The following is an 11,598-nucleotide window of genomic DNA, read 5'->3' on the forward strand; positions in this document are numbered from 1 at the left end:
TGTTCGCTCTTTTATGGTACGGTGCCGGAAACGACGCACATTAGGAGCATTCATGCCACCCGAAACAGCGGGCCATCTGCCCCCCTATTTCCACATCGACCCCGATCAGGCCAATGCAGCACTGGGTACACCGACCACCACAGAAAACTTTAAAAAGCTGGCGCATGCTTGTGACACTGGCCGACAGGATCTGCAAAACCGCGGCTTACAGGGAGAAAGCGGGCGAAGCTTGCGTCGGTTCTCGACCTGGGAAATTACCCGTTACCTAATCCCCGTCGCCACAGGTCATTTTCGCCGAGTGCTCAAACAGAACCCCGATTTGCCGCAAGGGATTTCCGAAACGGCGGGCGGCGCCAAGTGGTTTACGCTTGATGAAGTTCAGCGCCTGCGTGCGCATTTCGGCAACGAGGGGTCCAAAGCCAAAGAATACTTGCCCTACCGCCCTAAGGGTTTGCCCGCCAAGATGGTCGCCGTAGCCAATTTCAAAGGGGGAGTCGGCAAGACCTCGACGGCGGCGCATCTGGCCATGTCCGCGGCCCTTGATGGCTATAAGGTGCTGGTGGTTGATCTGGACTCCCAAGGCTCCATGACCTCGATCTTTGGCGGTGCGGTCAAGGACGAATGGCAGACAGTGTTCCCGCTAATGGCACGCCACTACGCACTACAGTTGCGTTTGGAGAACCAGCGCCGAATGGACCGCGGCGAGGGGCCTTTGCCGCTTGATGATACGCTTACCGAGGCCTTGAAGGTCGATAGCAAAAGCCTGATCCAGAGCACTCACTGGCCCAACATCGACCTCATCGGCGCGCAGCTCAACCTTTATTGGGCCGAATTCCAAGTGCCGGTCTGGCGCATGCAGGCGCGTGGTTGGAAGCTGTGGGATGCGCTGACGGATATGTTCGCAGCTGACGGCGTGCTGGACGACTACGACGTGATCTTTCTCGATACCCCCCCTGCCCTTGGCTATCTGACAATCAACGGGCTGGCCGCCGCTGACATCCTGCTGGTGCCGCTTGGGGCTTCGTTTCTGGAATTCGACAGTACCGGTCGGTTCTTTGACATGTTGCACGCCACCTTCGGCTCCATTGAGGAGGCTGAGAATATGGCAGCCCGAGCCCTGGGGCGCGAGGGGCTTAATTTCGAATGGGACGCGGTGCGCGCGGTGGTCACTCGGTATGATGGCGCGCAGCAGGCAGAACTTGCTGCATTAATGCAAAGCTATCTTGGCACCGCTCTCTCGCCGCATCGACAGGATTTCACCGCGCTGATCGGACAGGCTGGCGAACAGGTACAGGGCATTTACGAAGCCGACTACCGTGATTTTAACCGTGAGACCTATGTACGCGGTCGTGAAACGTTTGATGCGACCTACGCCGCATTCAAACAGTTGCTGATCGGAGCCTGGAGGCGAGACGAACTGGCTTCCAGAGACACCGGTGCGCAGGTTGTTTAATGACCATGCGGACCTTTTGCCGAATGTTTAAACCTCACGCCGATCCTCGCCCGGCCCCCGCAACAGGAGACGCCCCATGGCCAAACGCAAACGCTTGACCCCCGCCAACCCCGATTTCTTGAATCCTGATTTCTCCGTGAGGGCGCCTGAGACGAAATCCATGGCGCCCTTGGGGGGTATGCGCGCCCCAATCGCGGACGTCGCTTCTGAAGCCTCGGCCACAGCTGCTTTGCAGGAAGTAAGCCGCGAACTGCATGAGGCGCGCGCGCAGGGTCGGATGATCGCCGCCCTGCCGCTGTCTGCGATCCGGCTTGATCACTTGGTGCGCGACCGGATCGCACATGATGACGATGATATGGCGGCCCTCGTTAGCTCTCTGCGCGACCGCGGCCAGCAAACCCCGATCGAGGTCGTGGCGCTGGCAGAGGGTGGTTACGGCCTGATCTCAGGGTGGCGGCGCTGCACGGCGCTGATGCAACTTCATGCGGAAGGTCACGGCGACGGCACTGTGCTTGCGATTGAGCGCCGGCCCAATGATGCCTCGGATGCCTATATCGCGATGGTCGAGGAAAACGAGATCCGCGTGGGTCTAAGCTACTTTGAGCGTGCCCGTATCGCCGCTAAGGCCGTGGAACAGGGTGTGTTCGACACTGAAAAAAGGGCATTGCTGAATCTTTTCGGAACGGCCTCCCGCGCCAAGCGATCCAAGATCAGATCCTTCCTGACGATTGTCGGTGCCCTTGATGGCGCCCTTCGTTTTCCGCAGTCCATCGGAGAGCGTTTAGGCCTGCAACTCTCAAGCGCATTAGAGCGTGACACGGATCTGGGGGCGCGTCTACGGGCTGAACTTCAGGACGGGCGGGTGGAAACGCCAGAGGATGAGATGCAGCTTCTGACGCAGGGGCTCGCAGTAGAATCAGACTCTAAAGACCGCAAAAATACAACTGCCCTGCCAGCGTATTCCGAGCGGGACCTACGCGACGGCCTGCATGTGCGCGTGTACAAATCAGACGGTCGGATCGAGCTGAGTGGCCCTGCCCTTACACCTGAATTGCGCACCCGTCTGTTGCGATGGCTTGAGAGATCTTAACAAAACAGGCTCTATCCGTCAGGATAGAGCCTGTTTTAAATGTTTCGCGCGCGAAACATTTCTCTATTTCAGCAAAGATGCCAAGTAGGTACCGTAAGTATTCTTAGCGTATCTTTCAGCCAGCTCAGCCAGTTCGGAGCGGCTGATCCAACCCTTCGAAAACCCGATCTCTTCGGGGCAACCCACCTGCATACCTTGACGGCTTGATAGAGTTCTTACGAAGTTGCTCGCGTCAAGAAGGCTTGCGTGGGTGCCCGTATCGAGCCACGCATACCCTCGGCCCATTTGCTGCACTGTTAGGCTGCCATCATGCAAATAGCTTTCCAGCAAAGCGGTGATCTCCAGCTCGCCGCGCGCGGACGGTTGGACCTTGCGTGCGCGTGCAGGCGCCGTACCGTCGAGGAAGTAGAGTCCAGTGACCGCGTAATTCGATGGTGGCACTTCCGGTTTTTCGATGATCGAACGCACCGTGCCATCGGGAGCGAAATCAACCACTCCATAGCGTTCCGGATCATGCACGCGGTACCCAAATACGGTCCCGCCTTCCTGCTTATTGTCTGCCTCGGCCAATTGCTCGGGCAGCCCATGGCCAAAGAAAATATTGTCGCCCAGAACCATCGCGCTTGATGCCCCGTCTAGAAATTCTTCAGCTAGGATATAGGCCTGCGCCAGCCCATCAGGTGAGGGTTGTTGGATGTATGTGATCTGCAGTCCCCACTGGCTGCCGTCTCCCAGCGTGCGCTGGAATTGGTCTTGATCCTGTGGCGTGGTGATCACAGCAATCTCGCGGATACCCGCGAGCATCAGGACCGACAAAGGATAATAGACCATCGGCTTGTCATAGATCGGCAAAAGCTGCTTGGAAACGCCGACGGTGATCGGGTACAGCCGCGTGCCCGACCCGCCAGCCAGAATGATGCCCTTGCGCGCCTTCGTGCTTTGGTCCGTCATAATAATAATAACTTTCTTACAATCTGTGCCAAATTGGCTTTCCAAATTGGGGGGGATATCCCGAAGTCAGACTCTAACGCTGAGCAGTCGAGCCTTGAGTTAAGGGGACGTGTGGCCGGTGTCGGGTAGTCGCATGTGGGGATTCCAGTCACGTCAACCTTACGCCCCGCCGCAGCAAATGTTTCGCGCGCGAAACATTTCCAACTCGTGGATGGCGTGCCAGCGTAGTGATAGGTGCCGCCGCTTTGGCCTGTGCGCATTGCCCGCGCCATATCTAGCAAAGCCGCTGCGATGCCGGCTGCGGGGGTCGGGCCACCGATTTGGTCATCGACCACACTCAATGCGTCGCGTGTCTCTGACAGGCGGAGCATCGTTTTGACGAAGTTGTTGCCATGGGCCGAGAACACCCAAGACGTGCGTAGGATCGCATATGCCCCGCCGGCCTCGCGCACCGCCTCTTCGCCCGCAGCCTTGGTGCGCCCATAAACACTCAGGGGGGCGATCGGGTCATTGACCTGCCACGGGTCTGTGCCACTGCCGTCAAACACATAGTCGGTCGAGACATGTAGGAACGGAATACCCAGATCCGCGCAGGCCTGCGCCATGGCGGCGGGGGCCTGCGCGTTGATCATCTGGGCAAGGTCGGGCTCCTCCTCGGCGCGGTCTACGGCGGTGTAGGCTGCCGCATTAATCACCACATCGGGGCGGTGCTCTCTGATCGCGGCTGCACAGGACGCCGGATCGCTCAGATCGGCAGCGTGACGGTCCAGAGCTGTGACATCGGCTTGCAATTGAAGCTCAGTGGCGACTTGGCCGGTCTTGCCAAAAACGAGGATCATCCGGTCTTCCCCAGACGCTCGCCCACGCCATCGCGGGCCTGTAGCGCGCGCCACCAAGTTTCATTATCCAGATACCATTGCACGGTTAGGGCAAGGCCTTCCTCGACGGTAACGGAAGGATGCCAACCCAGCTCGGTGTTCATGCGGGCAGGGTCGATAGCATAACGCGCATCATGGCCGGGACGGTCGGCGACGAAGGTGATTAGGTCCGCATAGGTGCCACTGTCGCGGGGGCGCTTTTCATCCAGGATCCCACAGATCGTTTTAACCAGCTTCAAATTGGTGCGCTCATTCTCACCCCCGATGTTATAGGATCGGCCCAGCTTGCCTCTCTCCAGCACGCATAAAAGCGCGTCGGCGTGATCCTCGACATAGAGCCAATCGCGGATGTTAGCGCCGTCGCCGTAGATCGGTAACGGCTTGCCCGCCAGCGCGTTCAGGATCACCACGGGGACCAGTTTTTCAGGGAAATGGTAGGGCCCGTAGTTGTTAGAGCAATTGGTCAGGACCACGGGAAGCCCGTAGGTTTCGGCCCAAGCGCGCACCAAGTGGTCGCTTGCGGCTTTAGATGCGGAGTAGGGGCTGCGGGGATCGTAGGGGGTGTCTTCGGTGAACATGCCTGCGGGGCCCAGCGACCCGAAAACCTCATCCGTCGAAATGTGGTGAAAGCGGAATGTGTTGGGCCGGCCCTGCGCGGTCCAGTAGGCGCGCGCGGCTTCCAGCATGTGATAGGTGCCGGTGATGTTAGTTTCGATGAAATTACCCGGTCCATCAATCGAGCGATCGACGTGGCTTTCGGCTGCCAGATGCATGATTGCATCGGGTTTGTGGGTCTCTAAAATGCGGTCCAGCGCTGCACGATCCCGGATGTCGCCATGCTCAAACGTATAAAGAGGGCTGTTGGCCACCTCGGCCACGTTATCAAGGCAGGCGGCATAGGTCAGAGCATCGAGATTGACCACCCGATGCCCCCGCGCCACAGCAAGCCGCACAACTGCCGATCCGATGAAGCCAGCACCGCCGGTTACGAGAATTTTCATGTGTCCTGGCCTTCGAAGCTGAATGGTGTGTCGATATCCGCCAGCCGGGGCGCTTGAGCATCCTTTGCCGAAAGCCGTGGCGCGTCTTCGCCCAATCCCCAGTCGATCCCGATATCAGGATCATCATAGCGCACGGCAGCATCGCAGTCAGGGGCATAGTAATCGGTGCATTTGTAGATAATCTCAGTGTCGGGTGCACGGGTCACAAACCCATGCAGGAAACCCGCAGGGATCAGCAGTTGCTTACCGTTCTGCGCCGAAAGCTCGACGCCGACCCATTGAGCATATGTCGGGCTGCCGCGGCGGATGTCGACGGCCACGTCCAAAAGTGCCCCACGCCCGCACCGCACCAACTTGGCCTGTGCATGGGGGGGCTTTTGGAAATGCAGGCCCCGCACTGTGCCCGCCGCCTCACTGAGGGAATGGTTGTCCTGCACGAAGTCATAATGTAGGCCAGCTTGCTCCATCCGCGCCTTATTCCAGCTTTCGGAAAAAAAGCCGCGGGCATCTCCATGGCGGGCCGGGGTCAAAACAACGACCCCCGGCAATGCTGTTTCTTCGATCTTCATCGGGAAATTCCTTGAACCTGAAAACCTGGACCTTCTTGCCAGATTGGGGTCAGAAAGCAACCCGAAGTGCCGGGAGCGGCCTGCGGTGTTTGACTTGGCGGAAGAACTATGACCAGAGCCACACGGAGTTTCAGGCTGGAGATATACTTAGGATGCAAACCACGCTGCCGCCCCTGTCACAGCGCCTTGTAGCAGTTGTCGTGACGTACAATCGGCTGGACCAGCTTCGTCTGACCGTGGCGCGTCTGTTGGCGGCGACCTCAGAAGGGCTAGACCGTATCATTGTGATCGATAACGCCAGTACGGATGGGACGGCTGGCTGGCTGGCGGCCCAGAATGATCCGCATCTGGTGGTGCAGCGCTGTGCGGTGAATGGCGGCGGAGCAGGCGGGTTTGAGGCGGGGATGCGCTTTGCCGTAGATACCTTTAATCCTGAGTGGATCCTGGTCATGGACGACGATGCGCGCCCTGCGCCGGGGGCCGTAGCGGCCTTTTTGGATGCTGACCGCAGCAGTGCGATGGCGTGGTCGGCGGCAGTCTACCATCCTGACGGGCGGATTTGTGATATGAATCGCCCCACGCTTAATCCTTTCTGGCACCGCGGCATGGTCTGGCGCACGCTAAAGGGCGCACTACGGGGACGCGGACGGGCCGGGTTTCACCTAAATCCCGCCGATTACGAGGGCAGTGATTTCAGGGCCGTCGACAGCGGATCCTTTGTCGGGCTGTTTGTTTCGCGCGCGGCGATCAAGACAGTGGGGTATCCAGATGGGTCGCTGTTCATCTACGGCGATGATGTGCTCTATTCGCTGGCTATGAGACAAGCAGGGGGCACGATCCTGTTTGATCCCGCCATTCGGTTCGAACATGATTTTACCACTATTTCAGGCGCTGATCAGCGTTTCCGTCCTCTTTGGAAATCCTATTATCATTACCGTAATCTGCTGATGGTTTATCGCCTGGCTGCTGGTCCGTGGTTCTGGCTGGTGCTGCTGATGATGATGGTGAAATGGGCGCTCAAGGCCCGGTTCCACTCGGGAGAGCGGGGACGCTACCTGATGCTGCTGGGCCGCGCGATCCGCGACGGGCTGCTGCGGCGCACTCAGATCCCTCACGCCCGCGTGTTGGCATGGGCCAATCCAGCGTCTTCGCGCCCCTAATTGCGGCTACCGGTTGAGAATGACACGGTGATACCTGCCCATCAAGACTACCCCTAGAAACCCACAGACTCCCGCAAACAGCAGCACATAACTGATGCTGACATAGGAGGCTTCATAGCTGCTGTAGAAACCGCGCCGCATCAATCCCGTGACATGCATGATCGGATTGTACCACAAGATATCCTGTAGCGCGCGTGGCATGCTTTCGTAAAGAAAAAGAACGCCTGAGATCAAGAACATGGGTCGCATGAGGATGCTCCAGATCTGCATCCAGATGTTGAAGAGCCCGAACAGGACACAATTCAGAAGACCCACGCCTAACCCCACCGCAGCGGCCAGGCAAATTGATTGAACAATTGCGCCAACGTCCAGGATGATGCGGCTATCGATGGTCAGAACCAGTCCCGTCAGGATGATGATGATCACGAGGGTTTCGGTCAGAACGCCCAGGATAAACCGCGCCAGAACGGCATCCACCCAGGTCACGGCGGGATAGAAGAGCAGGGCGCGCGAAAAGTTGATGCATCGCCCCACCGCAGAACCGAGGTTGTTGTACATCCCGAACGGCAGGAAGCCCGTTGCGAAAAACAACAGGAAACTGGTTCCCAATGGCGGTGTGCGCACCAGAAGAGAAAATCCGAAACCCAAGACAGCGATGCCGCCCAGCGGCTCCAACACGGCCCAAGCATAGCCCCCCGGGGAGCGCCCGTAGCGCGTGGCCATTTCGCGCAGGATCAAGGCCGAGACGGCTCTGAACGTCGCAAAGCTTCGATTTGCACCATGCGCGACGGGACTAACCTGGGCAGAGGGACGCGACATTACGGTTTGCTCCAGTGCTGGCAATACCGGGATCAGTATGTAAAAGATTCCTTAGAAGTTCAAACCATCTTCCGGAAGCAAAATGAGTGAAATGACCCCGAAAGACAGCGCGTCTGCCGAACCTGCTCCGGCCCCCCGGAAGGTCGAGAAGGTGGAGCCCTATGTCCGCCCCGTACGTCGAACGGTAAAAGCGGCGCGTTTCCGGCGTCGTCATTTTGGTTTGGTCCTTTCCTTCTTGGCCGTGGTTCTCATCCCGCTGTCGGTGGTGGGGTTCTACCTTTGGGTGATCGCAAAGGATCAATACATCTCGCTAACCGGTTTCACGGTGCGTCAGGAAGAGGGGGGGAGCGCCTCGGCACTGCTGGGCGGCTTGGCCAGTCTGACAGGAGCATCGGCCTCCTCGGACGGGGACATTCTCTACGAGTTTATACTGAGTCAGTCTCTCGTTCAGAAGATCGACGAAAATGTGGGCCTGCGTGAACATTACAGCAGATATTGGGACGACGATCCGTTCTTTGCCCTGAAGCCCGATGCCAGCATTGAGGATTTGGACAGCTACTGGCGTCGGATCGTAAGTGTTTCCTATGACCGTAGTTCGGGATTGATGGAAATGCGGATAGAGGCGTTCACGCCTGAAAAAGCTCGCGAGATTGCTGTCGAGATCCTGCGATTAAGCCAGAACATGATCAATGACCTTAACGAGCAGGCCCGCGAGGATGCGATGCGCTACGCGCGAATTGATCTTGAAGAGGCGGTCGGAAGGCTCAAAGTGGCCCGTGAGGCACTGACGGCGTTCCGATCCGGGAACCAGCTTGTCGATCCGGCTTCGGATATTCAGGGCCGTGCAGGTGTGATCAACAACCTGCAGCAGCAATTGGCCGAAGCCTTGATTGAGTTGGATCTTCTCAGCGGAACCGATGGGGCTGATCCGCGTCAGCGTCAGGCGGAGCGGCTGATTACCGTGATCCGCGAGCGGATCGCCAACGAGCGCGAGCAGCTGTCCAGTGGGGCAGGGGCGGGGGATGATTACCCGGCCCTGATAGCGGAATACGAAGGTCTAATCGTGGACCGGGAGTTTGCCGAGGAGACATACCGTGCATCACTGGCTGCACTTGATGTAGCCCGGGCCAATGCCTCCCGGCAGAGCCGGTATCTGGCGACATACATCGCGCCAACACTGGCACAGACCAGTGAATATCCCCGTCGTGCCGTGATTTTTGGTCTGGCCTCACTATTCCTGGTGATGGGGTGGGCAATCATGGCATTGGTGTATTATTCCATCCGCGACCGTAGCTGACGGAAAGGGCTGCGATGATCCGCTTTGAGAACCTGAGCAAGAGCTACTGGGTACAGGGCTTTCAGAAGGTTGTGATCGACCATCTCAACACCGAGTTGCCGACCGGTAAGTCGTTGGCGCTGCTGGGGCTAAACGGAGCCGGTAAATCGACCCTGATGCAGCTAATTGCTGGCACGTTGCGCCCCGATAGCGGACGGGTGGTGTCGGATGGGTCGATCTCTTGGCCGGTGGGATTCGGCGGATCATTCCACCCGGATCTGACAGGCGCGCAGAACGTTCGGTTCATCGCGCGTATCTACGGAGTGGACACCGACGAACTGGTCGCCTTTGTCGAGGATTTCGCGGAACTGGGCAAACACTTCGACATGCCGGTACGCAGCTATTCTTCGGGTATGAGGTCACGCCTGACGTTTGGGGCGTCTTTCGGTATCAAATTCGATACTTACCTCGTTGATGAGGTTACTGCAGTGGGCGACGCTGCGTTCCGCCGCAAGAGCAAGGCGCTGTTCAAGGAACGCATGCAGACATCTAGTGCAATCCTTGTTTCGCATGAGATGGGGCAGGTGCGCGACTATTGTGATGCTGCCATCCTGCTGGCAGATGGTCATTTGACCTATTTCGAAGATGTCGAAACAGCGATCAAGTTCCATCTCGATGCCATCGAGGATAGATAACCTAAGAGCTGCGCCGCTTGAAATTCGGGCCATCCTCCTCAATAAGGCCTGATATCTTTTCCCTTAATGCACCGGTATGTGGGCAGGACGTAAAAAACGATGAAACGCTTTGTGATCCTGGGGCTGCCGCGCAGCGGAACGACCTATCTGATGAGTTTGTTGGACGCACATCGCAACGTGATCTGTGCGGGGGAACAGTACAATCCTTATGCGGTTATCGGCTCTAAGCATGACGACAGTCACGCTGCCATACTGGGCCGCGACAAGGATCCGGTCGGCCATATGTACAGGTTCTTTGACGAGGCGGCCGCTAAAGGCGCGGCCAGCGGCGGTTTCAAGTTCATGATCGGCCACAACCTGAATGTATTGCGCGCCCTTGCCACAGACCCCGAAGTGTCCATCATCTACGTCTGGCGCGAGAACCGGCTGGCGCAGGTGTCTTCTCTCATCAAGGCGTACCAAAGCAAGAAATGGGCGCAAAGCAAGGCCGATGAGCATGTGACGCGTAAGATCAAGGCGACCCCGCGCCAGATCAGCCACCGCTGGCATGAATATTCGACATTCGATCATCTGATCTCGATTTGGCTGGCAGGGGTGCCCAACCCCAAGGTCACCTATGAGTACCGCGAATTGTTCCAGCCCGGCTTCGAAGAGAAAATCTGTAATTTTCTGGAAGTACCGTACCGACCCGGCATGAAAAGCCCGTTGATCAAACAAAGCAGCAATTCCATCGCGGACCGTTTCGAGGACCCCAAGCCTATTCGCTACTATTTCAACCAGATCGGGCTGAAGCGCTGGCTGGAAGACGAGTTGTGAGCCGCCCTCTCCGGGTTCTCTACTACAACTGGGTCGACTATCTGGATACGGAAAAGCGCGGCGGCGGTGTAACACTGTATCAGCGCAATTTGATGGAGGGGTTAGAAGGTCGCGATAATGTCGAGGCGGTTTTCCTCTCTGCCGGGCTTGGTCATGATCTGAGGGCGCGCGCCCCGCGGTGGGAACCTGTGCGTCATGGACCCGCTGAAAACGGCGACTGCCGGTATGAGTTGATCAACTCTGGTGTGCTGGCCTCGGCGCATGCCAGCTTCGGCGATCCCGCACAGGTGTCGCATCCGCCCACCAGCGATGTATTTTTCGACTTCGTCGCGCGGACTGGCCCCTATGACGTAATCCACTTCAACAATCTTGAAGGGTTGCCCGTTGAGGTTCTGGCGGTCAAAGAACAGCATCCGGAGACCCGGATTGTCTTGTCCTTGCACAATTACTACCCGATCTGCCCGCAGGTGAACCTCTGGGCACATGAGCGTGAAACCTGCGAAGACTTCCAAGGTGGCGCACGCTGCGTCACCTGCCTGCCGCATCAGCATGACGCGCGCCTGCTGCGCGGAGCTAATGCGGTGTCCTACCGGCTGCGCTGTGCGGGATTGCAGCCGGGTACATGGGCCTATGATTTGGCTTTCCGCGGCATTCTGGCCATGGGCCGACGCGGCTTACAGGCGCTACGCTGGTTGCGGGGCCGGGGGCAGGTGATGGCGGAAAACCGTTTGTTAGAGCCGCATGTGGCGGCAGATCGTGCCAAAGCTTTTGCGGCGCGTCGTGCAGCCATGATCGACCTGATCAATACCCATTGTGATCATGTGCTATGTGTCTCGGATGCGGTGCGCATGTTGGCGCAGCGCTACGGCGTTGCCTCGGCACTGACCCGC

General features: G+C 58.1%; 11 protein-coding genes and 1 pseudogene. 7 read left to right on the top strand and 5 right to left on the bottom strand.

The window, feature by feature from the left end:
* Nucleotides 1–52 precede the first annotated feature (52 nt).
* Together VOI29_RS17520 and VOI29_RS17525 are read left to right on the top strand one after the other, a co-directional pair.
* Entirely contained in the window at nt 53–1,453 is a 1,401-nt protein-coding gene (locus tag VOI29_RS17520) for an AAA family ATPase (protein WP_259986630.1), read from the top strand.
* A 76-nt stretch (nt 1,454–1,529) separates the two neighbouring features.
* Nucleotides 1,530–2,543 carry a ParB/RepB/Spo0J family partition protein gene (locus VOI29_RS17525; RefSeq protein ID WP_323781529.1) on the top strand — a complete coding sequence of 338 codons (1,014 nt, stop codon included), beginning with the start codon at nt 1,530–1,532 and terminating at the stop codon, nt 2,541–2,543.
* A 63-nt stretch (nt 2,544–2,606) separates the two neighbouring features.
* Here the strand turns inward: VOI29_RS17525 and rfbA are convergent, their stop codons facing one another.
* From rfbA to rfbC, 4 genes are read right to left on the bottom strand one after another with little or no spacing between them, the layout of a single operon-like run.
* Nucleotides 2,607–3,494 carry a glucose-1-phosphate thymidylyltransferase RfbA gene (gene rfbA, locus VOI29_RS17530; RefSeq protein ID WP_259986633.1) on the bottom strand — a complete coding sequence of 296 codons (888 nt, stop codon included), beginning with the start codon at nt 3,492–3,494 and terminating at the stop codon, nt 2,607–2,609.
* Nucleotides 3,491–4,333 (bottom strand): dTDP-4-dehydrorhamnose reductase, encoded by an 843-nt coding sequence (rfbD, locus tag VOI29_RS17535; protein ID WP_323781534.1) that lies wholly within the window; start codon nt 4,331–4,333, stop codon nt 3,491–3,493. Before rfbD ends, rfbA begins: the two co-directional genes overlap by 4 nt.
* Complete coding sequence (rfbB, locus tag VOI29_RS17540) at nt 4,330–5,373, bottom strand: dTDP-glucose 4,6-dehydratase (protein ID WP_323781536.1); 1,044 nt, start codon at nt 5,371–5,373, stop codon at nt 4,330–4,332. Before rfbB ends, rfbD begins: the two co-directional genes overlap by 4 nt.
* Nucleotides 5,370–5,942: a dTDP-4-dehydrorhamnose 3,5-epimerase gene (gene rfbC / locus VOI29_RS17545; protein WP_259986639.1), complete on the bottom strand. Its 573-nt coding sequence runs from the start codon at nt 5,940–5,942 to the stop codon at nt 5,370–5,372. The genes rfbB and rfbC overlap by 4 nt, the downstream gene beginning before the upstream one ends.
* 152 nt (nt 5,943–6,094) lie before the next feature.
* Here rfbC and VOI29_RS17550 point away from each other — a divergent pair, with 152 nt between their 5' ends.
* On the top strand, nt 6,095–7,102 hold the full coding sequence (locus tag VOI29_RS17550) for a glycosyltransferase (protein ID WP_259986641.1): 1,008 nt from the start codon (nt 6,095–6,097) through the stop codon (nt 7,100–7,102).
* Nucleotides 7,103–7,108: 6 nt separating this feature from the next.
* Here the strand turns inward: VOI29_RS17550 and VOI29_RS17555 are convergent, their stop codons facing one another.
* Nucleotides 7,109–7,840, bottom strand: a complete 732-nt coding sequence (locus VOI29_RS17555) for an ABC transporter permease (RefSeq protein WP_323781539.1) — start codon at nt 7,838–7,840, stop codon at nt 7,109–7,111.
* Nucleotides 7,841–8,003: 163 nt separating this feature from the next.
* Here VOI29_RS17555 and VOI29_RS17560 point away from each other — a divergent pair, with 163 nt between their 5' ends.
* From VOI29_RS17560 to VOI29_RS17575, 4 genes and pseudogenes are all read left to right on the top strand, one after another.
* Nucleotides 8,004–9,218 carry a sugar transporter gene (locus VOI29_RS17560; RefSeq protein ID WP_259986643.1) on the top strand — a complete coding sequence of 405 codons (1,215 nt, stop codon included), beginning with the start codon at nt 8,004–8,006 and terminating at the stop codon, nt 9,216–9,218.
* A 14-nt stretch (nt 9,219–9,232) separates the two neighbouring features.
* On the top strand, nt 9,233–9,892 hold the full coding sequence (locus VOI29_RS17565; protein ID WP_259986644.1) for an ABC transporter ATP-binding protein: 660 nt from the start codon (nt 9,233–9,235) through the stop codon (nt 9,890–9,892).
* A gap of 99 nt (nt 9,893–9,991) precedes the next feature.
* Nucleotides 9,992–10,708, top strand: coding sequence for a sulfotransferase (locus tag VOI29_RS17570; RefSeq protein WP_259986645.1), 717 nt, complete (start codon nt 9,992–9,994; stop codon nt 10,706–10,708).
* A pseudogene (locus tag VOI29_RS17575) lies at nt 10,705–11,598 on the top strand (glycosyltransferase); the annotation flags it as partial. The gene VOI29_RS17570 and the pseudogene VOI29_RS17575, both read left to right, overlap by 4 nt.

This window comes from Leisingera sp. (assembly GCF_034669605.1).
Classification (GTDB): Bacteria; Pseudomonadota; Alphaproteobacteria; order Rhodobacterales; family Rhodobacteraceae; genus Leisingera.